23 protein-coding genes and 1 pseudogene are annotated in these 21,648 nt (G+C 53.0%); 13 read left to right on the top strand and 11 right to left on the bottom strand.

The genetic code is table 11. The features are described 5' to 3' along the window. The first annotated feature begins 39 nt into the window (after window positions 1-39). From ACRZ9U_RS07540 to ACRZ9U_RS07525, 4 genes and pseudogenes are all read left to right on the top strand, one after another. Window positions 40-567 carry a TRAP transporter small permease gene (locus ACRZ9U_RS07540; protein WP_170403568.1) on the top strand — a complete coding sequence of 176 codons (528 nt, stop codon included), beginning with the start codon at window positions 40-42 and terminating at the stop codon, window positions 565-567. A gap of 9 nt (window positions 568-576) precedes the next feature. Beyond that, window positions 577-1,857, top strand: a complete 1,281-nt coding sequence (locus tag ACRZ9U_RS07535) for a TRAP transporter large permease (protein WP_170404749.1) — start codon at window positions 577-579, stop codon at window positions 1,855-1,857. An 84-nt stretch (window positions 1,858-1,941) separates the two neighbouring features. Next, on the top strand, window positions 1,942-2,457 hold the full coding sequence (locus ACRZ9U_RS07530) for a redoxin domain-containing protein (protein WP_170403571.1): 516 nt from the start codon (window positions 1,942-1,944) through the stop codon (window positions 2,455-2,457). Window positions 2,458-2,634: 177 nt separating this feature from the next. Next, a pseudogene (locus ACRZ9U_RS07525) lies at window positions 2,635-3,212 on the top strand (pyridoxal-phosphate-dependent aminotransferase family protein); the annotation flags it as partial. On the opposite strand, the gene ACRZ9U_RS07520 reads toward ACRZ9U_RS07525, so the two are convergent. From ACRZ9U_RS07520 to ACRZ9U_RS07475, 10 genes are all read right to left on the bottom strand, one after another. Next, complete coding sequence (locus ACRZ9U_RS07520) at window positions 3,199-4,317, bottom strand: cytochrome c peroxidase (RefSeq protein ID WP_170403574.1); 1,119 nt, start codon at window positions 4,315-4,317, stop codon at window positions 3,199-3,201. The pseudogene ACRZ9U_RS07525 and the gene ACRZ9U_RS07520 overlap by 14 nt on opposite strands. 8 nt (window positions 4,318-4,325) lie before the next feature. Further along, window positions 4,326-4,631 carry a hypothetical protein gene (locus ACRZ9U_RS07515; protein ID WP_170392793.1) on the bottom strand — a complete coding sequence of 102 codons (306 nt, stop codon included), beginning with the start codon at window positions 4,629-4,631 and terminating at the stop codon, window positions 4,326-4,328. Between the two features lie 68 nt (window positions 4,632-4,699). Next, window positions 4,700-5,506, bottom strand: coding sequence for an amidohydrolase (locus tag ACRZ9U_RS07510; RefSeq protein ID WP_170403577.1), 807 nt, complete (start codon window positions 5,504-5,506; stop codon window positions 4,700-4,702). 21 nt (window positions 5,507-5,527) lie between these two features. Next, the gene (locus tag ACRZ9U_RS07505; RefSeq protein WP_170403580.1) at window positions 5,528-6,394 is read right to left on the bottom strand and encodes a dioxygenase family protein; all 867 of its coding nucleotides are present in this window, start codon (window positions 6,392-6,394) and stop codon (window positions 5,528-5,530) included. Between the two features lie 10 nt (window positions 6,395-6,404). Beyond that, complete coding sequence (locus ACRZ9U_RS07500) at window positions 6,405-7,709, bottom strand: TRAP transporter large permease (protein WP_170403583.1); 1,305 nt, start codon at window positions 7,707-7,709, stop codon at window positions 6,405-6,407. Continuing rightward, window positions 7,706-8,257: a TRAP transporter small permease gene (locus ACRZ9U_RS07495; protein ID WP_170403586.1), complete on the bottom strand. Its 552-nt coding sequence runs from the start codon at window positions 8,255-8,257 to the stop codon at window positions 7,706-7,708. The genes ACRZ9U_RS07500 and ACRZ9U_RS07495 overlap by 4 nt, the downstream gene beginning before the upstream one ends. Before the next feature lie 30 nt (window positions 8,258-8,287). Then, the gene (locus ACRZ9U_RS07490; RefSeq protein ID WP_170403589.1) at window positions 8,288-9,361 is read right to left on the bottom strand and encodes a C4-dicarboxylate TRAP transporter substrate-binding protein; all 1,074 of its coding nucleotides are present in this window, start codon (window positions 9,359-9,361) and stop codon (window positions 8,288-8,290) included. 35 nt (window positions 9,362-9,396) lie between these two features. Beyond that, a complete protein-coding gene (locus tag ACRZ9U_RS07485) occupies window positions 9,397-9,852 on the bottom strand; it encodes an OsmC family protein (protein ID WP_170403592.1) in 456 nt (151 codons plus the stop codon). 18 nt (window positions 9,853-9,870) lie between these two features. Beyond that, a complete protein-coding gene (locus tag ACRZ9U_RS07480) occupies window positions 9,871-10,536 on the bottom strand; it encodes a malonic semialdehyde reductase (protein ID WP_170403594.1) in 666 nt (221 codons plus the stop codon). Next, a complete protein-coding gene (locus ACRZ9U_RS07475) occupies window positions 10,533-11,417 on the bottom strand; it encodes a fumarylacetoacetate hydrolase family protein (protein WP_170403597.1) in 885 nt (294 codons plus the stop codon). The genes ACRZ9U_RS07480 and ACRZ9U_RS07475 overlap by 4 nt, the downstream gene beginning before the upstream one ends. Before the next feature lie 84 nt (window positions 11,418-11,501). On the opposite strand from ACRZ9U_RS07475, the gene ACRZ9U_RS07470 reads away from it, so the two are divergent. Genes ACRZ9U_RS07470 through yghX form a run of 5 tightly spaced genes read left to right on the top strand, consistent with a single transcriptional unit; the run spans window position 11,502 to window position 16,391 of the window. Further along, window positions 11,502-11,888, top strand: coding sequence for a YciI family protein (locus ACRZ9U_RS07470; RefSeq protein WP_170403600.1), 387 nt, complete (start codon window positions 11,502-11,504; stop codon window positions 11,886-11,888). Window positions 11,889-11,939: 51 nt separating this feature from the next. Continuing rightward, window positions 11,940-12,596, top strand: coding sequence for a GntR family transcriptional regulator (locus ACRZ9U_RS07465; RefSeq protein WP_480885703.1), 657 nt, complete (start codon window positions 11,940-11,942; stop codon window positions 12,594-12,596). A gap of 1 nt (window position 12,597) precedes the next feature. Continuing rightward, on the top strand, window positions 12,598-13,896 hold the full coding sequence (locus ACRZ9U_RS07460; protein ID WP_170403606.1) for a malonyl-CoA decarboxylase: 1,299 nt from the start codon (window positions 12,598-12,600) through the stop codon (window positions 13,894-13,896). Further along, window positions 13,893-15,461 carry a malonate--CoA ligase gene (locus ACRZ9U_RS07455; protein WP_170403609.1) on the top strand — a complete coding sequence of 523 codons (1,569 nt, stop codon included), beginning with the start codon at window positions 13,893-13,895 and terminating at the stop codon, window positions 15,459-15,461. Before ACRZ9U_RS07460 ends, ACRZ9U_RS07455 begins: the two co-directional genes overlap by 4 nt. 42 nt (window positions 15,462-15,503) lie before the next feature. Next, a complete protein-coding gene (gene yghX, locus ACRZ9U_RS07450; protein ID WP_170403612.1) occupies window positions 15,504-16,391 on the top strand; it encodes a YghX family hydrolase in 888 nt (295 codons plus the stop codon). A gap of 317 nt (window positions 16,392-16,708) precedes the next feature. Here the strand turns inward: yghX and ACRZ9U_RS07445 are convergent, their stop codons facing one another. Continuing rightward, window positions 16,709-17,653, bottom strand: coding sequence for a LysR family transcriptional regulator (locus ACRZ9U_RS07445; protein ID WP_480901532.1), 945 nt, complete (start codon window positions 17,651-17,653; stop codon window positions 16,709-16,711). A 100-nt stretch (window positions 17,654-17,753) separates the two neighbouring features. Between ACRZ9U_RS07445 and ACRZ9U_RS07440 the strand changes: the two genes are divergently transcribed. The 4 genes from ACRZ9U_RS07440 to ACRZ9U_RS07425 all read left to right on the top strand — a co-directional run bounded on the left by ACRZ9U_RS07440 (window position 17,754) and on the right by ACRZ9U_RS07425 (window position 21,537). Further along, a complete protein-coding gene (locus ACRZ9U_RS07440; RefSeq protein WP_480885700.1) occupies window positions 17,754-17,978 on the top strand; it encodes a DUF1127 domain-containing protein in 225 nt (74 codons plus the stop codon). Next, on the top strand, window positions 17,968-18,192 hold the full coding sequence (locus tag ACRZ9U_RS07435) for a YjiS-like domain-containing protein (RefSeq protein ID WP_170403620.1): 225 nt from the start codon (window positions 17,968-17,970) through the stop codon (window positions 18,190-18,192). The genes ACRZ9U_RS07440 and ACRZ9U_RS07435 overlap by 11 nt, the downstream gene beginning before the upstream one ends. An 867-nt stretch (window positions 18,193-19,059) precedes the next feature. Continuing rightward, window positions 19,060-20,115, top strand: a complete 1,056-nt coding sequence (locus ACRZ9U_RS07430) for a LacI family DNA-binding transcriptional regulator (protein ID WP_170403623.1) — start codon at window positions 19,060-19,062, stop codon at window positions 20,113-20,115. A 114-nt stretch (window positions 20,116-20,229) separates the two neighbouring features. Then, a complete protein-coding gene (locus ACRZ9U_RS07425) occupies window positions 20,230-21,537 on the top strand; it encodes an ABC transporter substrate-binding protein (RefSeq protein ID WP_170403626.1) in 1,308 nt (435 codons plus the stop codon). Window positions 21,538-21,648 lie beyond the last annotated feature (111 nt).

Below are 21,648 nucleotides of genomic sequence, written 5' to 3'. Positions count from 1 at the left end.
ACATGCGGGTCCGGACGCCTGATCAAGAGTTGTGAGCCAATGAGTTATACTTCCCTGCCCCCGACATCTGTGCGCAAGATGATCCAGATCCTGGACTGGATCGCCGACTTGTGCCGGGTTTTGACCGGTGTCGCACTGGTTGTCATCACGGTCATATTCGGATGGCTAGTATTTGGTCGCTATGTTCTGAATGCGACGCCGACCTGGGTCGAGCAAGTCGCCTTGCTTCTCGTCATGACAATTGCGTTTCTCGGTGCGGCAGTAGGCGTACACGATAACACGCACTTGTCCGTGTCTCTCGTGCGTTCCGCAGTTCCTCCACGTGTGAGGACCATTTTGGTTATCTGCTCAGACGTGCTTATGGCTGGGTTCGGCGCCTTGATGCTGTGGTTCGGAGCTCGACTTACGATCTTTAAGTGGGGATCGCTAATCCCATTGATTCAAGTCCCCGAAGGCTTGCGTTCATTGCCTCTCACAATTGGCGGAGGACTCATATTACTCTTTTCCGTTGGTCATCTAATCCGCCTCTATGTCGGTTTTGACGAGCGCAATGACAGCATCGAATAGAGGCGAATGATGGGAATACTTCTGTTGCTTGGCGTGTTCGCCCTCTGCGTTCTGATCGGAACGCCTGTAGCATTCGCGCTTGGAATAGCGGCCATTTCGGCATTTTGGTTCGAAGGCTTACCCTTGATGATCGGATTTCAGCGGATCGTCTCCGGGATCAATGTATTCTCGTTGATGGCGATCCCGTTCTTCATTTTTGCAGGTGAACTGATGTTCCACGGCGGGATAGCCATGCGTCTAGTCAGGTTTGCTTCAGCCGCTGTCGGGGCCGTGCGCGGCGGCTTAGGAATTGTGAACGTGTTTTCTTCGATGCTTTTTGGGGGGATTTCAGGATCGGCCATCGCAGACATTTCCGCACTGGGGTCTATCTTGGTTCCTGTGATGAAAGAGAAAGGTTACGATACAGATTACGCCGTAAACGTGACCGTCACGTCCTCGATTGCCGGTATAATTATTCCACCCAGTCACAATATGATCATTTTCGCGATCGCAGCCGGGGGTGGAATATCGATCTCGAAGCTGTTTCTTGCAGGCGTTGTTCCAGGAGTTTTAATGTGCCTTTGCCTTGCTGTGGCGGCGTACCTTGTAGCGGTGCGCAGAGGTTATCAAGCTGAGACTTTCCCGGGTTGGCCAGCGCTCGTAGTGAGCTTCTTCAGTGCAATTCCAGGACTTTTGACGGCTGTGATTATCGTCGGCGGTGTGTTGTCGGGTATTTTCACCGTTACGGAGTCCGGAGCTTTTGGGGCCATTTACGCATTCGTGGTCACACTGATCGTCTACAGAAGCATAACGTGGGAAAACTTTTGTATTGCCGTCGCTTCTGCTGTGCGCACGACGGCGATGGTAATGATATTAATCGCATGCGCTGGTGCGTTTGCCTACATGCTGACCTTTTACAGAGTTCCGGACAGAACCGTAGATCTGCTTACTGGGTTGACAGAAAATCCGATACTCATCCTGCTGATGGTAAATGCGGTTTTGTTGTTGCTTGGAATGATTATGGATATGGCAGCGCTAATTCTGATCTGCACACCCATTTTTCTACCCGTTGCCAACAGCCTTGGGATTGATCCGCTGCAATTCGGGATGATCTTGCTCGTGAATTTGGGATTAGGATTGTGCACACCACCGGTCGGATCGTGCCTGTTTGTCGGTTGCGCCGTGGGTAAATTGCCAATGGAGAAAGCCGTGCGAACAATATGGCCCTTCTACTTGGCAATTCTCTTCGCATTAATGCTTATCACTTTTGTACCCGCGATTTCACTAACACTGCCAAGCTTGGTTGGGTGAATAAAGTACATTCAAGTTTAAAGGCAGACACTTGAAGCTAAGCTTGTGTTCGAGTTTCTTTCTTAATGAAAAAAGGAAGCTGACATGTCGCAAAAACCCAAAGTGAATGCTCCCGTCGAGCAGATCAGTGTTTTTGATGTCTGCGGTGGCGAAATAGAGATTGGTCGGCCCAAAGATCGATGGACGATGCTTTTCGTCTATCGCGGGCGTCACTGTCCCAGATGCAAGCGATTTCTCAATAAATTGAACACCATGCTGGCTGATTGGAGCAGCGTCATGGATGTGGTGGTCGTTTCTGCCGACTCTAAAGAAAAGGCTTTGGCCGACAAGGAAGAGTTCGGTTGGACATTTAATTTGGGCTTTGGATTGACCGAAACGCAGATGCGATCACTTGGCCTCTACGTGTCGGCCCCTCTTTCAGAGGCTGAGACAACGACACTGTTTGCAGAGCCCGGCGCATTCGGAATTCGGCCAGATGGCAGTTTGATGTTGGTCGACATTTCGAATGCCCCTGCTGCGCGCCCGGATCTTGAAGAATTGCTAGACGGAATGAAGTTCAATATCGAAAACAACCGCCCGACTCGGGGAACAGTTTTATAACTGCAATTACCTACTTTGATGCAGGACTGTTCCCAGAAAGCTCTCCGGACGCCACCCGATCGCATCCAACCCCTCCTGCATTTTTGAACTGTTAACCACAAGTGGTGGGCGAAGTACTGTCAACAAAATTTGAACCAGTCTCAGCTTATCCAATAAAGTCGCCCTTTTGGTCATGGGCAAAAGGGACTGATGCTACCGCCTGGTCTGAGCTTCAATGCTGTAATTGACCGGGCGTTGGAGCAATCAAATTCCGGGACCATGCCGCGAAGCTATTGGGATTGGGGGATATGGTCGAGCCAAACCAAAAAGGACTCTTCCCTTATACTCCCGGCACAAACCTTCTCTATGGACTGAATGAAGCCATCGACATGTTGCACGAGGAAGGGCTGGAGAACGTATTCGCTCGGCATTCGCGCCACGGAGCCGCGACTCGGGCTGCCGTGCAAGCATGGGGTCTCGAGGTGCTGTGTGCTCGCCAAGGTCAGGGATCGGGCGTCCTGACCGTTGTCAAAGTCCCGGAAGGGCACTCTGCGGACGCCTTCCGCGCGACGGCGCTGGAGCACTATGACATCTCACTTGGAAATGGCCTGTCTAAAGTGGCCGACAAGGTTTTCCGCATAGGTCACCTGGGCGATTTCAACGACCTGATGTTGATGGCCACCCTCTCAGGCGTATAAATGGGGCTCGCCAAGAGTGGCGTGCCGCGCAATAAAGGCGGTACTCAGGCTGCATTGGAATATCTCAAGGCCGCATAGCGCTGGACAACGTCTCTAAAAACGCCACAAGGTCCGTGATCTCCTGTTTCGTCAAATTCAGTTCAGAAAGTATCGCCTCGCCATCGGCGTGAAGCCTTTCCGTATCGATTTCGCTGTAGTGCCGGACCACGGCGTCCAGATCATCCATGCTGCCGTCATGCATGTAGGGGGCGGTTTCGCCCAAACCTCGCAGGCTGGGCGTCCGAAAGATTCCAAAATCAGAATGGCTCCTGCGTACATTTCGCACGGCCCAGGCACCTTTCTTTTCCGGATCGTCGTTCCAGTCGCCGTCCAATGTGTAGGGGCTGGAGAGTAAAATGTTCAATCCTCCGAACCGACCTTGGTCAACCTCGGTTTCATTCAGAAAATATGGCACACCTGCGTCATGGAACTCGTTGTTGGAAAACCTCGGACCGTTGTGGCAAAATACGCATTTTCCGCGCCCTAAAAAGAGCTGAAGACCTCGCTGAGCTGCTTCGGGGTATTCCTTAGCCGCTGCAATATCTCGGCGCTCCAAAGCATCGCGAAAATCGTCAAATATCGTCCGGTCGGTGGCTAAGGTCTCCAAGTAAGCAGAAAGAGCTTTTGCAGTATTTACCAGAAAAAGTTCAGGGCTTTGATCCTGGAGGTGACCAAATATGGCTTCAAAATCATCAATGTAGGTACTTTCAGAGATAGCTATCTTTAGGCTTTCGGCACTATGCGCCATCTCTTGTTCTTCGATGATCGGATGCAGGCTAGCTGCCCAAAGATTATCGCTTTTGCCGCCCCAACCATACCAGCGCAGCCCGGCAAGGTTTCGCAGTGATGGTGTGTTTCGATTTAACAAATCACGACCGAGTGCCCGCGCCTCCGGCGTCGTAAATGCCTGATCAGGATCATGACAACTTGCACAGGAAAATGCACCATCGACTGATAACACCGGATCGTTGAATAAAGCCTGTCCGAGCTTGATTGCCGTGGCGTCTTTGGAAAACCTATTGCTTGGATCCGACTGGAAGGATGGTGGCCACGGCCCAAAGGACAACGTCTGTTCAATTTCGTCTTCGGTCAACAAGACATCTGCACGTACTGCCCCGGTCAGAAAAATTAGCGCAGCTGTCATCCACAGCTTCATTTCAGCGCAATTTCTGACGTGTAGAAAACCGATTGGCCACTGACGTCGACATCGATTTGCAGCTCCCACAAACCCGGCATGTGAAACAACATATCATCAATTCGGAACACTCCGCCGTCCAATGCGGTAACCTTGGGAGTATAGTTCATACCATGTTGATGAGCGGGCATGATTGCATCCACACGCATTTGGCCCACTGCAGTTTCACTACAAACTGAAACCAACACCGAAAACGGTTGGGCCAACGGAATTTCGTCGACCGTCAGATAAACCTTGGGTGCGTTTTGAACTTCCGAATTCATGCGTTGCCCCGTCGCTTCACAAGCAACCGCCGCGCTGGACCATATAAGAAACCAAGCAGCGCAGTGGGTCATTCTGATACCAGCAAACGTTCTGCGTTAGCAAAGGCAATGTTGTCTGCGATCTGGTCCGGCAGCAAATCCAACCATTCACGCGAAAAATCGGCATGAGGGCCTACGTAGTACCAACGTTCAGGTGCGAACGTATCCGTACCGACCATGAACCTATCGGGATGGGCTTGGAACGCAGCCCTCCAATCCGGGTCGACACGGCCTCGCGAAACCATGTCCGAACGAAATGCCAGATCGGCCCATAGCCCGGGATAGATGTCTAGCGCATCGACCACACTGGCTGGATCGTCAAACCCAGAATGGGCCCACAATACCCGAGCTTCCGGCCATGTTTCGAAGATCAAATCAACGGCCTCGCGATCACCATGGTGGTGCAGGATTAGGTTCCGCTCTTTCGCCAGTGCAATCATACGCTGGATGACCGGCGTCTTGATGTCATCTCCGTAAGCGTGAAACTCGCCGATGGCCTCGTAGTTGTTTTTTGCCAGGTTTGTTTCCAGATACTCGATTACAGTTTCATCGTGCATCCAGGTGTTGATCTCACCGCGACGACGATAAGGGCGAAGCGCCGGAACAACGATGTCCGGTGCCACGGCCAACAATAGCTGAGTGCCATTGTCATCCGAGCTGGAAATCAGCGCTTTACGCACGCCTGCATCTCGAAGGATTTCGGCCACCTGTTCAGGCGGAACCAGTTTGACGGCATCGTGGCTGTAGTGAATATGTGCGTCAAAGATCGGTCGCTGTTCTGCGACGGCGGTACTGCAAAATAACGCTGCACTTAAAATGGAGATATGTTTCAGCACCTCAAGCCTCCTCAATATCATTCAGACCCTGGCAAGCGTCACGTCGAAATTCACGTGCAAGAAAGGTTCGGCAATCTTACCAGTAAGCTCCATGCCATCGGGAAATTCTGATGCAGGTCGTTCAACATATGTCATTACCAGATCGTCCCGAACGCCAAAGACAGTATCCTGATCTAAATAGGGATCATTGTCCGGAAAAATCTCCGTCACAAGTGAGCGATACCCGGGGGCTTTGACGATAAAGTGCAAGTGTGAGGGCCTCCACGGATGGCGGCCACAAGCGCGCAGAATATCACCAACTGGCCCGTCAGACGGCACGGTGTATTCAACTGGCTTAACTGTGGTGAACGCATATCTGCCATCATCGCCAACTGACATCAGCCCGTGGAAAGAATAGGTGTCCTGTTCTTCATCCTGACTGGCGTAGAGGCCGTTGGGTGCCGTTTGCCAGATATCCAGTTCTGCCCCGGCAATCGGATGACCTTCGGTATCGCGGATCACGCCCTCTGCAAGTAGAACCGGCCCGCCGTAGTGACGCTTCATATCGCCACCGATTGGCAGCGGGGGGGCGCCCGAGACGTGAAATGGACCTAAAACGGACGAACTGGTCGCATCGGCACTGGAATGCAGCATATCAACCAATGACGACAGGCCCAACACGTCCGAGGCTAGCACGAATTCATGCCTATCCTCGGTTTCCACCGCAGCGCAGCCTTCCAGAAACGCAATCCCGGCCCGCCACTCGTCATGCGTCAGGTTGGTTTCCCGCGCAAAGTCGTGGAGGTGTTTGACCAGGGAGCCCATGATTTCACGCATCCGTGGATCAGTATCTTTTGACAGGTACCCCATGAAGACGTCGGTGATATTGTCTTTGGTGACAGAGCGCATCTTGTCCTCCTTAAATCAGGGCAAGGCTGAGGATCGGGAACTCGATCAGAATGAACAGAACGATCAGCATCACGAACGCAAAGGGAAGTGCGCCCATGAACACGTCCTTAAGTGATATGCGGTCATCGTTAATCGTGGATTTGATAACGAAGCAGGATATACCCAAAGGTGGTGTCAAAAGACCGATTTCAGCCCCGACCACGGTGATAATGCCAAACCAGATCAGCGACATATCAAGCGCTTCGGCCATGGGCAGGAACAGCGGTACCACAATCAGAATGATCGACGCGGTGTCGAGCAATGTTCCCAGAAATAGCATCAACAGAACATAGAGCAGCATGATCGACCAGAAAGATGCGGAATTCCCCGCAAGCAGATCCTGTAGTTGATTGGGCAGCCCGGCCAGCCCCAGCATGCGGCTGTAGATTGAAGCGGCCGTGATCAGGAACAGGATCGCGGCTGTGATGTGACCGGTTTCCAGCAACGCGTCCCAGAATGCGCGTGGAGACATCGACTTACGGGCAACCGCGATGATTAGCGCAACGAGAGCTCCGGCGGCCCCTGCTTCTACGGCAGTCAACCAACCTGTGTAGATACCACCAAGGACGATGGTAATGATGAACAGTGTCGGCAGTGTTTTGGAGGCTATCTCGCGCCCTGACATCCACTCGGTGTCTTCGACAACGCGGCCACCGACGAATGCTGGGGTGAAACGACCCATAACCCAAATCGCGCCTACATAAGCGATCGCCAGCATGATCCCCGGAATAACCCCCGCAAGGAACATGTCCCCTACAGATTGCTCGGCGACAAAGGAATAGATGATCAGCATCGCCGAGGGCGGGATGATCATCCCCAAAACCGAAGACCCGGCGACCACGCCAACAGCAAACCGTGGGTTATAAGCCTGCGCCATCATCTGCGGGACCGAGACCTTGGTGAACACGGATGCGGAGGCTATTGACGACCCAGTCACTGCGGCAAAGACGGCGTTGGCTCCAACGGTTGCCATACCGATACCGCCTTTGACCTTGCGAAATCGCATGGTCATGACTTCGTAGATGTCCCTGCCCAACCCGGCTTTTGAGACAATGAGCCCCATGAAAGTAAACAATGGGATGGTTGCAAAGCTGTATTCCATCGCGCTGTCGCCAACCGCCACTTTCAGCAGGTTGAGCGCCAGCGTGAAATTGTCCCGCATCAGCCAGATCGACACGAACGAGACCACGCCCAATGCGATCGGAATGTAGACGCCTGCGTAAATCAGAAAGACGATGGCAACGACCGAGATCAGGCCAATCTCAATCGGCGTCATTCTGCGGCCTCGTCATGTTCAGGTGCACGAATTAGATGCGGGCGGTCCTGCGCCGTGACAACCTTGAGCAGGAAGATCACGCAGGCAAGCGCAGTACCGCACGCGATGACCAGTTTGACCGGCCACCATGGCAGAGTGAAAAGACCCGGAACTCCGAAGTAGTCCTGTGTCTCCCACATATGCAGGAACTCGGGAAAGGTTACATAAGCAATCAGACCCATGAAGATTGCGGAGATGGCATTGATAATGCGCCTCAAGTTGGCCGTTAGCCCAGGACGGCGGTGGTGTAGCAGGTTCAGAAACCCGTCCGAGCGCGTCAGCCGATCCACTCTGACTACGTCGGCCAGCTGCAAAAAAACGATCATCACGACCGAAAATTGCACTATTTCATATGTGCCACGCAGAGGTGCCGAAAACAGACCGCGCGCAATGACGTCGACATTCAGAATGACCACCAACGCAAGGACGACAAGCGTACCCAATGCGTTGGCGGCGATAGCAAGCGAATTGGCGACCCGCGACAAGCCAGCAACTGCGGTCTTCAGCATGAAAGGCCCCTTTCGTGGATCGCCAGACTGTTACTCGGCCGTCCAGTCACGCACTCCGGTAAAACCGGCGTCCTGCAGCTTGCCGAGATAAGCGGCCAGTATCGCGTCGCCTTGTTCACCGTTCTCATTCAGTGTGGCTGCCCATTCCTGTGCTACATTTGGCATTGCGTTGGCCCAGGCCGCTCGGTCTTCGTCCGAAACTTCGACAATCGTCCCGCCGGCTTCGGTGTATGCGTCCCTTGAGGCCGCAGCCCGGTCCATAGCGATGCCGGCCACATGATCACGGTAGTCAATTGCGACGGCCTGCAGAACGCCTTTGACTTCATCCGGCAACTTTGCCCAATAGTCAGAATTCACCGTGATCGTCTTGGAGTTCACGGCACCCAAGTCAGCTTTGAGCATGTAGGGAGCCACTTCGGCGATCTTGAAGGTCTTGGCTGCTTCAGGCCACAGCATCGCACAATCAACAAGGCCGGTTTGCAGCATATTGTAGAAATCGGTCAGGCCACCACGAACCCCCGCTGCATCTTTGATACCTTCGAGATATCGGAGGTTCAGTCCCGCCCCTGCCACTTTTCGGCCTTCCAGATCAGAAACAGCCGAGACCGGCTCTGTACAAAAAACCTGATAGGTATCGAGTACTACGCCGGTCGCCAGATAGACTTGGTTCTGTGCAGCGAACTCATTTTGCATCGCTGGGTATTCGCGCGCGATCTCATCCACGGCTTTGGCTACCGCGCGAGAGTCCGATGACACGAAGGGGGTCGACCCCGATATCCCCTGACTGGGCAACTTGGACGAATGGAAGATAGTTGTGACAATGCCGATGTCGCCAAGGCCAAGCTGGATCCCTTCCAGGACGCCCTTCGGCTTTACGATCGAGCCACCGTAGTTCTCTTGCCAGTTCATCTTGTAGTTGCCAGAATCGGCCAGCCGCTTGTCCACTTCCGGAATGAAGAAGTTGGTGAATTCTTTCACCCACAACGCACGGTCGGGATAGCCATCAATTACGACGGCTGAGATGGTCTCTTCTGCCGCGAGGGGCATCGCCATGACGCCTGCCAGAGCAGCGCCCACTAGGCTGCGTTTGGTCCAATTTTTCATTTCTCTCCTCCCAGAAAGTCGGGTCCTGTCGATTTTTATTTGTTGGTTTTGACCCAGTTTACGGTCAGGTCCGTGCCTGCCGCTTTGAACAGTTTTGCGATGGCGCAATATTTGGCTGTCTCCTCGCCCACGCGTGTCAGCTCCTCCTGACTGGCGGGCGTATCGCAATTCACAGTGAGTCCGATTTCGGGAAACGGAACATCGATCTCCTCCTCCATCAGGACACCGCGTCGATCCAGCCTGCATTTCGCGTCGATTGTCACGGTGCCAAGATCAATTCCCAAACGGTGCGCATTCTTGTGCCCGATGACATTCGTACAGGCGATCAAAGCAGCCATTGCGGTTTCGGTCGGAGACGGGCCAAGATTTGTTCCGCCTCGCTCCACGGGCTCGTCGATAATCACGTCCAGATCGCGAATTGGGATCTCGGTTCGCGCGTGTGTCGGGCATTGAGCTGTCGTACGGTAGGTTACGACAGGTTTGACTTTCATCGCCACAGGGTCACCTCCTCATGCATAAGAGCAAACCTTTTCGAATGAGAAGCGAGGCAGCTTGTGAAACAATCCTGTTTCGTCTGCGTAGCCCAGATTGCAAAGAAAGTTCGACTTGAGCGTCGTACCCGCGAAGAATTCCTCGTCGACGATCTTGTTTGAAAAGCCAGACATGGCGCCGACGTCCAACCCGACAGCCCGGGCCGCGATCATAAAGTAAGCGCCCTGAAGCGTTCCATTGCGAAACGCTGTATCGGCTACATATTCGGGATTATTTTCGAAAAGTGACCGTCGATCTTCGTGCGGGAAAAGAAAAGGTAATTCCTTCCAGAAGTCCATGTCATAAGCAATGATCGCAGTGACCGGCGCATCCATCATCTTTGGCACGTTCTTCGGCTTTAACGACTTGGCTAGGCGCTGTTTACCTTCCGCGCTTTTAACGAAAACGAAGCGGGCGGGCAGCGTGTTCATGCTGGTCGCGCCGTTGATCGTGATGTCGTAGATCTCTTCAAGCAATTCGTTAGAAACAGCCTTGTCGGTCCAGGCGTAATGAGATCTGGATTCGCGGAGGATCAGGGCAATTGCGTCGTCTGAAAGACGTGAGATGCGCTCGCGCAGATCGCGATGATCTTGCTGCGCCTTTGCGCGAAGTGCCTCCAGCTCTGCCCCGGCTGGTGCGCTCATGCCGCGGCCACCTTAGTCTCGGCGTCCTTTTCGTCGATGACGGGGCTGGCGCATATGCCGATGCCCTCAATTTCGACCTCGACGGTTTCACCCGGCTTCAACCAACGTGGATTGGGCTTTTTGGCGTGACCAACACCCGGCGGCGTACCCAACGCAATCAGATCACCGGGTTCGAGAGTGGTATATTCCGAGATCGTGGCGATGACCTGAGGGACCCCCCAGATCATGTTGGCGGTGTTCGAGCTTTGCAGGATTTCGTCCCCCACTCGGCTTTCGATTTTCAGGCCGGATGCTCCCTCCGGCAAGTCTTCCGGCGTTACGGTGAAAGGGCCGATCGCGCCTGTGTCATCGAAGTTTTTGCCGGGCGTCCATTGAACGGTTTTACGCTGATAATCCCGCAGCGACCCGTCGTTAAACACGGTGTAGCCGAAGACATAATCCAGTGCGTCCTCTTCCGAGATATGACGGCCGCGTTTTCCAACGATCAGCATAAGCTCGGCTTCGTAGTCGAGTTTCTCGGAACAGGTCGGCCGCACCATAGGGTGCCCTGCCGCCATGATCGAATTCTTCCCGCGCATAAACAGCGTCGGATACTCCGGGATATCATACCCGCCTTCTTTGATGTGGTCCGTGTAGTTCAACCCCATGCAAATGATCGTTCCGGGAGCGGCAACGGGCAATGCAGGAGTGATGGAAGACACGGGCACACTGTCTGCGGCGTCAATTTTGCCGGAAAGTGAGTCGGCCAGTTCAGGCTCGGCTATCAAACCCATCAAATCCGAACCGATTGCAGGATGTAAAGCCGTTAGATTCACTGCATTTTCGCCGTTTACAGCAAAAACCGCTGTGCCATCCAAAGTCTCTCCCACCAGGTATTTCATATTCACCATCCATGTCAGTTCACTTGATTTTTGCCGACTATTTTGCAATATGTCAAATAATATCGATATTTTTGGAGGCAGCAAATGGTTGCTTGGGCAGACTACAAATCAGAAGCAAAAAGCCGCGGTGCTCTTGCTTTGGAGCTTTACGTCGCGCTGAGCACGCCAGCCAAATCGCCCGAAGATGTAAAGGCGTCACTGCCAGATCACTTGGCGTATCAGACGCAGCTGGAACGTTTGGGGCAGCTGGCTTTTGCAGGCCCCATGTCGGATGAAACTGGCGAGCATATGCAGGGGATGGGACTGATCATCTATCGCGCCGACAGCCTTGAAGCCGCCCGGAAGCTGGCCGAAGACGATCCTATACACAAAAGTGGCGCACGTAGTTTTGTACTTCGGCGCTGGATGATCAACGAAGGCTCGCTGAACCTTTCGGTTGGCCTATCGACTGGAACGAGTGCCCTCAGTTAAGAGCACTCAAGAGTATTTGCCGCGAAATAGGAACAGTCGGATATGGACGCCATGCTTGATACTGAGGGCAAAGAGACATCAGCCACTCATGGAGCGTATCGAAGGCTACGCGAAATGATCCTGACCGGAGAATTACCTCCGGGCCAAAAACTCAAGATCGAGCAACTTCGCGGGCTTTTGGACACTGGCGCTAGTCCGGTTCGCGAAGCGCTTAGCCTTTTGACTTCGGACATGTTGGTCGAGCGGATTGATCAGCGCGGATTTCGGGCAGCGCCAGTCAGCAAGTGTAACTTCGAAGAAATACTCCTGTTGCGATGCAACCTCGAGGAAACAGCGCTGCGCGCTTCCATCGTCAATGCAGACGGAGCTTGGGAGGACAGGCTAGTCTTGCGTCATCACCATATGAAAAAGGCCAGTCAAAAAGGTGCGCCTGACTTCGAAGACGCCCACAAAGCGTTTCATATGGCCTTGTTGGAAAATGCAAAACTGCCGTTGCTGCTACGGTATTGCTCGCAGCTTTATGACCTCAACATTCGCTACCGTTATCTGGCAGCGGGAGGGTCGAGTTACAAAAAGCGCGATATCGCTGCCGAACACCAGCAAATCCTAGATGCCGCACTCGATCACGACGCAGACAGCGCGACCCAGCACTTGCTCAACCACTACCGCCGAACGGGTGAGTACCTGAGCAGTCAGATGGAGTCCTGAAATGCAGCGGAACTGGTTTCTGGGCGATCTGTTAAATCAGTTGTTCGACCGTCCCGGCAAAAGGCGCGGCAATGACGACAATCGATCTATTGTAGAGCTTTGTGAGGCCTTGTTGTCTGCAGAAGGCGAAGTATCGGGCTTTACCCTCGCTTCCACGATCCTTGATCGCTACCAGACTTTAAACGATTCCGAGAAATTTCAATTTTTTGCCTATTTGAATGATCAACTTGAGCTGGACGCGGATCAGCTTGCCGAAACGGCAAGTCTCTACGCCAAGGAGCGAAGTGCCGATTTATATCAAAAGCTTAGTGAAGTCGCGGAACCCAAACGGCAAGAGTTTTTGCGCCGATTAAACCAACCATCAGGTGCGACTCAAGAACTCGTAGCAATGCGCGTTGACCTGTTGCGCTTTCTCAGATCCAACCCCGAGTTCAAGCGAACAGATATTGATTTCGTCCATTTGCTGCGAAGCTGGTTCAATCGGGGGTTTCTTGTCCTCAAACAAATCAGTTGGGATACCCCTGCCCGCGTTCTAGACAAGATCGTTGCCTACGAGGCGGTTCATCAGATCAACGATCTGGACGATCTGCGACGAAGGCTCTACCCGCCTGATCGTCGTTGCTTTGCGTTCTTCCATCCTTCGATGCCAGATGAACCTCTGATTTTTGTCGAAGTTGCTCTGACGGCTGAAGTTCCAGACGCTATTGATGCGCTTTTGTCCGAAGGTCGAGAACCGATCCAAGCTGAACAGGCAAAGGTCGCGGCGTTCTATTCCATTTCAAATTGCCAAAAGGGTTTAATGGGTATCAGCTTTGGGAATCTGTTGATTAAACAGGTTGTGACCGAGCTGTCGAGAGAGCTCCAGGGGATTGATACTTTTGTGACCTTATCACCAATACCGGGGCTTAATCGTTGGTTGGCGGGCGAGACAGAACACCCTGAGCACGGCTATGCCGCCGAGGCCGTGCTTGCGGCAACAACATCGCCACAAGATTTGCGCGCGATGGCCGCGCGATATTTGATGTTCGCCAAGCGTGAAGATGGGATGCCGCTTGATCCCGTGGCCCGCTTTCACCTCGGCAATGGTGCCGAGTTGCACGAACTGCACGCCGAAGCCGATTTGTCGCCGAACGGACGATCACAATCCGGCGGTGCGATGGTCAACTATCTTTACGATTTGAACAAGACAGAACGTCATCACGAAGAATTCGCAACACATGCGACAATCGAAGCCTCGCGTTCAGTTCGCGCGGCCTCAACCGCCGCGATTGCGGCCAAGCCAAGGGAACATACAGAGTGACCAATACCCTCTACGATAGTTTGTTTGCCCAACATGAGGGTAACGAGGCTCCGTTCCTGCAGCTCGATGATGGCCAAGTGGTGTCCTATGACTCGTTTTTGAAGCGCGCGGCGCAGATCGCACGTGTTTTGCAAAGCAACGGAGTTTCACCTGGCGATCGCATCGTTGTGCAAGCGCCAAAGCTCGCCGATACGATTGCGCTCTACGCGGCGGCGGTTCAGGCAGGTGCTGTTTACCTGCCGCTGAATACGGCTTACACGTTGGCAGAGTTGGACTATTTCATTTCTGATGCCCAACCAGCGATGATCGTTTGCGACAGCAAAGACGAACTTGAAATCGGAAAACGGGCGGCTCGGTCTGGGGCAAAGCTGCGGACACTCGGCGGCGTTTCCGCTAGCCTGAGCAGCGAGGCCGACGCACAACCTTGTGTATTCGAGACCTTGGATCGCGCTCCGGACGATCTTGCCGCATTGCTTTATACATCAGGCACCACAGGCCGTTCCAAAGGCGCAATGCTGAGCCATCAAAACCTGTTGTCCAACGCCCAAGTTCTTGTTGATCTGTGGGGCATCACAAACGACGATCGCTTGATTCACGCGCTGCCGATCTTTCACACGCACGGGCTTTTCGTGGCAATGAATACGTCACTACTCGCCGGTTCCAGAGTTCGACTGATGGAAAAGTTCGACCTCGGCGCCATCCTGGATGAGTTGCCTCAGTCGACCCTTTTGATGGGGGTCCCCACTTTTTATACCAGACTATTGGCAGACGACCGGTTCACCGAAGAAATCACCGGGAACATGCGCCTGTTCGTTTCCGGCTCCGCCCCCCTGCTTGCCGAAACCCATCAAGCATTCGAAACGCGCACTAGCCACCAGATCCTTGAGCGCTACGGAATGACCGAGACGAACATGAACAGCTCTAATCCTTATAGTGGCGAACGACGTGCGGGAACTGTTGGTATGGCGTTGCCTGGCATCGAAGTGATCGTGACAAACCCGGATACCGGGGAACCGCTGCCTCAGGGCGAGGTTGGAATGATCGAAGTACGCGGCCCCAACGTGTTCAAAGGTTATTGGCAGATGCCCGACAAAACCGCTGAAGAGTTGCGGGACAATGGATTCTTCATCACCGGCGATCTGGGTCAATATAGTAAGGATAGCTACCTGTCGATTGTAGGTCGGTCAAAAGACCTGATCATCACCGGCGGTTACAACGTCTACCCAAAAGAAATTGAAGATGTCCTGAACGACATTGATGGTATTTTGGAATCGGCGGTGTTCGGCACTCCCGACAACGATTTCGGCGAAGCAATCATCGCCGCACTGGTGGCTGAGCCCGGCGCACAACCGGACATGGAACAGATAGCGAGGACCGTCGAAGACAGGCTGTCACGCTTCAAACATCCACGCCGCTACGAGCTCGTCTCGGAACTGCCGCGCAATACAATGGGAAAAGTTAAAAAAAATGTGCTGCGCGAACGGCACGCGCAAAAGGAGCCATTGGAAGTGTCTCAAAAGACGTACCGCGAACCTCAATCAAAAAAGGACTCCTTAATCGGATAGTACCCCACCCTTCGGACGACCAAACTCAACAGGAGATTTATTATGACCCGCATGACGGCCAGAGATTTCGACCAGGAGCTTTTGGACCTGTACGACTTTTACGCGCACGGCAAAATCACCAAGCGCCAATTCCTGGATCGTGCTGGCAAATTTGCAGTTGGCGGCTTATCCGCCGTCGCGTTGCTCAACATGCTTAGCCCAAACTATGCCCTTGCTCAGCAGGTATCCTTCAACGATCCCGATATCCAAGCGGACTATATTACTTACCCTTCACCTAATGGAACCGGCGATGTCCGGGGCTATCTGGTTCGGCCTGCGGGCGTGGAAGATCCCCTACCCGCAGTTCTGGTGATTCACGAAAACCGCGGCTTGAATCCCTACATCGAGGACGTGGCGCGCAGATTGGCGAAAGCTGGATTTATGGCGCTGGCCCCCGACGGGTTGACCTCGGTCGGTGGATACCCGGGCAACGACACCGATGGGCGCGAACTGCAAAAGACAGTGGACCGAGTCGAGTTGATGAACGATTTCTTCAACGGGTTCGAATACCTGATGAATCGGGAAGATTGCACAGGCAAGGTCGGCGCGGTAGGCTTTTGCTATGGCGGCGGCGTCGTCAGTGCAATAGCCGTGGCCTACCCCGAACTTGCTGCAGGTGTGCCGTTCTATGGTCGTCAGCCAGCAGCAGAGGATGTGACCAAAATTCAGGCACCGTTATTGATCCAGATGGGAGAGCTTGATGAACGTATCAACGCAGGCTGGCCAGATTTTGAGTCCGCTCTGCAGGCCAATGAAAAAGTATACGAGGCCTATATCTACGAAAATGCCAATCACGGCTTTCACAACGACAGCACGCCACGCTATGACGAGGAGATGGCGAACCTAGCCTGGGACCGAACAATTGATTGGTTCAACACATATCTGAAGTAGTACGAACCCCGCGCAGCCAACGTCGCCAGCCAGCGACACGCAGGCTGGACGCTGCTGCCCGTGCCATACAACGATAATGGTGTGGGTACTGCCAGACAAACTCGGACCAGTTTCAGCAAGGTCAGAAGAGCGGCGCTTTGTCCGGCACTAAGATCACAGGGTCGGGCGGGGTCTTGCTTGCGTTCCACGGGCCTTGCAAAGTCTGGTTGCGAATATCCGCTATGGGCCTTTAGTTCGAACCCCATTTTCAGCTTTGCTTGTGATCTCTCCGAATGATTTTGACCTTGCTAGCGTGAAGAACCCCTTTTTCCAGATGGTTAAGAACCGGTCATTTTGTCGCTTTCGACATCACGAAACTGTTGCACCAGGTAATCCACGAATGCTCGGGTTTTCGGGGCTAGATTGCGCCTGTCAGCAAACATCACCACGATATCAGTGCTCGGTGGTGCGTATTCCGGCATAACATGGACGAGTTCGCCGGACTGAAACTTGCAGTTCGCGATGTAAAAGGGTAGCCGCGCTATCCCTATACCAGCCAGTACCGCTCGAAAAACGACATCGGTGCTGTTTCCCTCAAAACTGCCCGTTGCTTCAAATTTTTCGCCGACCTTTGGTTCGATACTGTTCCAAGCGTTCCGTTGGCTTCTTCCAGCAACTCTCAGGCAATTGTGTTCAGCCAACTCGGCAAAACTCGTCGGGGTTCCTGAACGCTCAAGGTATTCAGGTGAGGCGCATAGCACCCTGCGACTCTGCATAATGCGTCTGATGACCATATCTGGGTTCTTGCGTTGTTCAGCAAAGCAGATCGCCGCATCGAACCCTTCGCTCCGAAGATCAATCTCTCGGTCGGTCAAATCCAAGGACACATTAACTTCAGGGTTCTCTTCCATGAATTTCGGCAGAGCAGGGATCAGCTGTGCCTTACCAAAGGCAACCGTGGATGCGATTCTGAGCACTCCGCGTGGGATACCATCAAAGTTATGGATCATCGCCTCGGCTTCTTTGAATTTGTCAGCCATCGCTTTGCATTTTTCGTAGAACGCTTGGCCTTCCAACGTCGGGGAGATACCTGTTCTGGTGCGATTCAGTAGGCGGTAGTGCACCTGATCTTCAAGCAATCCGATCTGCTTGCTTACAGCCGAGGGGGTCTGCCCCATTGATCGTGCAGCCGCAGATATGCTTCCCTGCTCGACAACTGTCGTAAAGATTAGCATTTGCGCAGAAATATCCATGTCATGACCCTTGCTGTTCCAATCTGACATGGGGCCTATGCCAAATTGCCAAATTGTGAGCGCTACCAAACACACGTATCTCTGCATTGCAGCATAAATACTGCATTGCAGCAACGGACGAGGCAATATCATGACAATTACTCGATCAAACAGCGGGCTGGATGTCATTTTCGAAGCTGGCCGCACGTTCTTTCATCAAAAAATAGACACGATGCGAAAGGCACAGGCCAATCGCAGGGTTTACCGCGCGACGTATTATGAGCTCTCGGTGCTATCTGACCGCGACTTAACAGATCTGGGTATTCCGCGCAGTAGCATCAAAAAACTTGCTATGGAGGCTGCGTATGGCTGCTAACACTCAAGCTGCTGGTGCAGATCGCGGTCACGTTATCGCCTTATCAATCAGCTTCTTGGGGTGGGTTGGATCCACTACAAATGCTGCCTTGAAGGCACTGCAAATGGCTCGGATGCTCTCCACGCTTTCGAGTATGAACGACCATCAGCTCGCTCAGATCGGAATTTCGCGATCCGATATCCCGGAATATGCCGCGAAATTGATGGCTGATTAATAGAGCGGAGGCCCTCAGGGCAGAAGCTCACACGAAATTTGCTGGTTCTCGCTCCTCCCAGAGTTAGCCAGCATAAGCGGCGGCGAAAAAGCCAACAGGGAGCGCCAACGCAAAGGGCCAGCATTTTCACCTCCTCCCGAAAATGCTGGCCCAAACCACCCTGCCAAGCAGGAGCCGCGAAAGATGAGAGGCAGGAGAACATCACGAGATCCGCTCGTCCGTCATCTCCGTTTTGGCGACAAAATTTACATTTGTGACCAATACATAAATTAGCTGTCCAGATGCGATGGGCTCGGTTTTGCGGAGCTGTAAACGGAAGTGGCAGCTTGAACTCCGCATAGAACGTTCCGGGTTAAGACAAAATCGCATATGGGCCGTGTTTTGCAGGCAGGTAAGGGGCCTTGCGGAGCTACGCGGTGTCTTTCATACATAAATGTGGAAGATCTAGGCAGCGACCGCTGTTAAAGCTGAACGACCGAGCCCCTGGGATTTGCAGTGCTTTGTTTAGAGATATGTTCGCAATGGCGGAAAAAAGAGGTTTCAGCACTACCCTGATAAGGTTAACTGCGGCGGCCAAACAGTCCCGCATGTCGCCCGGAACATCATCTGCGTCAACTTGAAACTTGAGTGCGGGGGTTGCGGTTGATCCCCCAACCCGATGACGCGTGATCGAAATCAAAACGTGTGCTCATGCTATAACTGGGCATGGGCTATTTGCATCGCGATCTGCTCGTTGCTTGAGAGCCGAACCTGGGACAAAACGGTCAAGATTGAAATGAGTGCGGAAGCGAGCAAACTTAACCCTTTCTAGCCGACTTGACACTTCGGGTCCTTCATCTCTAAATTTACTACAAGTTTCCGCGCGACATGTTGAAAATTGGTGTGAGGCAAGAATTGAAACGCAAAATCCGAAACATGGAAGAATTTGCGGCCATCAGCGGGATCTCCCGACCTACCGTTTCAAAATACTTCAACGATCCAGAAAGCGTGCGTGTTTCCACAAGAGACAAGATCGAAGCAGCACTGGAAGAGTATGAGTATCATCCGAATGTATTCGCGATGAACCAAAACCGGCGCACGACCAAGAACATTGGAGTTGTAGTCCCCAATCTGGCTGACCCATTCTTTTCCGAGATCGGCAGACGCGTAGAGCTTGCGTGCATAGAGGCCGGCTACAGCCCGATTTTACTTAGTTCACACGGCAATCCTGAAATGGAGCGAGACAACCTTAATTCACTCAAATCCCTGAAACCTGCTGGCGTCTTATTGGCACCTTTTGGCAGGCTGTCAGACAAAGACGCCGTTAAAGCATTTGATGCCGAGATTCCAGTCGTCTTGTTTGATGCCAACATGCAAAATGTAGGACGAGCATTTGTTGGCACCGATCACTTTCAGAGCGTCAATTTGATGGTCGAGTACCTTTGCCGCAGCGGTGAACCTCCCTGTTTTTTCGAAATGAAAAAACCGCTCAACCCCAACGCCAATAAGCATAGGCAAGCCTATATCGAAAGTATGGAGCGGCACGGTCAGACACCGAATATATTTCAAGTGAACGGAGAAGGCTGGGACTTCGAAGAAATTGGGAAAGTCCAGGGTGGCCGGCTCTTGTCTGAGGGGGCATTCAAGACCAACACGATCCTATGTAGCAATGATCGCTTTGCCATCGGTCTTTTGTCAGCGGCTTATGGCCTTGGCTTTAAAGTTGGTCATGGTCCGGAATGCAATCTCCGGATTGCAGGCCACGACGATCACCCGTTTTCAAGGTTCACATGCCCCCCTCTGACAACGATCGCACAGGATTATGAAGGTATCGCGAATTGGTCGGTGTCCACATTGTTTGCATTGTTTGAAAAGGGAGAAGTCCCGCCGGAAAGACAGGAAAAACTGTTCGAGGGCCGTCTGATCATGCGGGAGTCGGCATAAGAAACCACTAATCTCGCAGTCAGCCTAAAATTTACGCGCGTAAATTTATAATTGACTTCGCGTTGTGATTTTGACTAAGGTCGAAGTCATCATCCAACGAGGAGGAGAATTAGGATGTCATTCAAACAAGCTCTATATGCGGCGACGGCAATGACACTCGTCACTGCAAGTGGCGCACTAGCAGAGAATCTTGTCATCGCCACCGTGAACAATGGCGACATGATTCGCATGCAGGGGTTGACTCAGGACTTCACTGATAAGACTGGCCACACGGTCGAGTGGGTCACATTGGAAGAAAACGTATTGCGCCAGCGTGTCACCACGGACATCGCCGCCAAGGGTGGTTCTTTCGACATCATGACCATCGGCATGTACGAGACTCCGATCTGGGGTGCCAATGGATGGCTGGTCTCGCTTGACGACCTTTCAGCTGAGTATGACGCTGATGATATCCTGCCAGCCATGCGAGCCGGTCTGAGCCACGATGGTACCCTATATGCAGCGCCATTTTATGGCGAGAGTTCGATGATCATGTACCGCACCGACCTGATGGAGAAGGCCGGTCTGGAAATGCCTGAGGCACCAACCTGGCAATTCATTCGCGAAGCTGCCGCAGCAATGACCGACCGTGACAATGACATCAATGGTATCTGCCTGCGCGGAAAGGCGGGCTGGGGTGAAGGTGGTGCGTTTATCACCGTAACCGGCAACTCCTTCGGTGCGCGCTGGTTTGACGAAGACTGGAATGCCCAGTTCGATCAGCCAGAGTGGAAAGAGGCGCTGACCTTCTTTGTCGAAATGATGCAGGAATCTGGCCCGACGGGCTATGCGACCAACGGCTTCAATGAAAACCTGAACCTTTTCCAGCAGGGCAAGTGCGGCATGTGGATTGACGCCACCGTTGCGGCTTCGTTTGTGACCAATCCTGATGACTCAACTGTCGCCGACAAGGTTGGTTTCGCGCTAGCGCCGAATAGTGAAGGTGTCGACAGGAAAGCAAACTGGCTCTGGGCATGGGCGCTGGCAGTTCCTGCCGGAACTCAAAAGGAAGCCGCAGCAAAGGCATTCATCGAATGGGCAACGTCAAAAGACTATATTGAACTTGTCGCCGAAAACGAAGGTTGGGCTAACGTACCGCCGGGAGCACGAACATCGCTGTATGAAAACCCCAACTATCAGGCAGTTCCCTTTGCCCAGAAGACGCTGGACTCAATTCTAGCGGCAGACCCCACAAATCCGACGGTTAAGCCGGTTCCCTACGTTGGCGTCCAGTTTGTGGCAATTCCGGAATTTGCGGGCATCGCTACCGAAGTGAGCCAGGAGTTCTCGGCTGTCTATGCCGGTCAGCAAACCGTTGATGAGGCGCTCGCCAAAGCTCAGGCACTTACAAACGACGCTATGGAAGCAGCTGGCTACCGCTGAGCATTCCCTTGGTCTCGGGCAACACTCTTCTCCCAAGTGTTGCCCGAGACGCCATCAATTCTCAAAAACTTTGCACTGTTTAAGATAGCCTTATGGCAATCAACAGAGGAG

Source organism: Ruegeria sp. D7 (assembly GCF_056534355.1).
This window is presented reverse-complemented; position numbering and strand designations above follow the sequence as displayed.

Excerpts from the sequence above, each read along its gene's own strand:
- ACRZ9U_RS07540 (WP_170403568.1), top strand. The coding sequence starts at position 40 with ATGAGTTATACTTCCCTGCCCCCGACATCTGTGCGCAAGATGATCCAG.
- ACRZ9U_RS07535 (WP_170404749.1), top strand. The coding sequence starts at position 577 with ATGGGAATACTTCTGTTGCTTGGCGTGTTCGCCCTCTGCGTTCTGATC.
- ACRZ9U_RS07530 (WP_170403571.1), top strand. The coding sequence starts at position 1,942 with ATGTCGCAAAAACCCAAAGTGAATGCTCCCGTCGAGCAGATCAGTGTT.
- ACRZ9U_RS07520 (WP_170403574.1), bottom strand. The coding sequence starts at position 4,317 with ATGACAGCTGCGCTAATTTTTCTGACCGGGGCAGTACGTGCAGATGTC.
- ACRZ9U_RS07515 (WP_170392793.1), bottom strand. The coding sequence starts at position 4,631 with ATGAATTCGGAAGTTCAAAACGCACCCAAGGTTTATCTGACGGTCGAC.
- ACRZ9U_RS07505 (WP_170403580.1), bottom strand. The coding sequence starts at position 6,394 with ATGCGCTCTGTCACCAAAGACAATATCACCGACGTCTTCATGGGGTAC.
- ACRZ9U_RS07500 (WP_170403583.1), bottom strand. The coding sequence starts at position 7,709 with ATGACGCCGATTGAGATTGGCCTGATCTCGGTCGTTGCCATCGTCTTT.
- ACRZ9U_RS07495 (WP_170403586.1), bottom strand. The coding sequence starts at position 8,257 with ATGCTGAAGACCGCAGTTGCTGGCTTGTCGCGGGTCGCCAATTCGCTT.
- ACRZ9U_RS07490 (WP_170403589.1), bottom strand. The coding sequence starts at position 9,361 with ATGAAAAATTGGACCAAACGCAGCCTAGTGGGCGCTGCTCTGGCAGGC.
- ACRZ9U_RS07485 (WP_170403592.1), bottom strand. The coding sequence starts at position 9,852 with ATGAAAGTCAAACCTGTCGTAACCTACCGTACGACAGCTCAATGCCCG.
- ACRZ9U_RS07480 (WP_170403594.1), bottom strand. The coding sequence starts at position 10,536 with ATGAGCGCACCAGCCGGGGCAGAGCTGGAGGCACTTCGCGCAAAGGCG.
- ACRZ9U_RS07475 (WP_170403597.1), bottom strand. The coding sequence starts at position 11,417 with ATGAAATACCTGGTGGGAGAGACTTTGGATGGCACAGCGGTTTTTGCT.
- ACRZ9U_RS07470 (WP_170403600.1), top strand. The coding sequence starts at position 11,502 with ATGGTTGCTTGGGCAGACTACAAATCAGAAGCAAAAAGCCGCGGTGCT.
- ACRZ9U_RS07465 (WP_480885703.1), top strand. The coding sequence starts at position 11,940 with ATGCTTGATACTGAGGGCAAAGAGACATCAGCCACTCATGGAGCGTAT.
- ACRZ9U_RS07460 (WP_170403606.1), top strand. The coding sequence starts at position 12,598 with ATGCAGCGGAACTGGTTTCTGGGCGATCTGTTAAATCAGTTGTTCGAC.
- yghX (WP_170403612.1), top strand. The coding sequence starts at position 15,504 with ATGACCCGCATGACGGCCAGAGATTTCGACCAGGAGCTTTTGGACCTG.
- ACRZ9U_RS07445 (WP_480901532.1), bottom strand. The coding sequence starts at position 17,653 with ATGTCAGATTGGAACAGCAAGGGTCATGACATGGATATTTCTGCGCAA.
- ACRZ9U_RS07440 (WP_480885700.1), top strand. The coding sequence starts at position 17,754 with ATGACAATTACTCGATCAAACAGCGGGCTGGATGTCATTTTCGAAGCT.
- ACRZ9U_RS07435 (WP_170403620.1), top strand. The coding sequence starts at position 17,968 with ATGGCTGCTAACACTCAAGCTGCTGGTGCAGATCGCGGTCACGTTATC.
- ACRZ9U_RS07430 (WP_170403623.1), top strand. The coding sequence starts at position 19,060 with ATGTTGAAAATTGGTGTGAGGCAAGAATTGAAACGCAAAATCCGAAAC.
- ACRZ9U_RS07425 (WP_170403626.1), top strand. The coding sequence starts at position 20,230 with ATGTCATTCAAACAAGCTCTATATGCGGCGACGGCAATGACACTCGTC.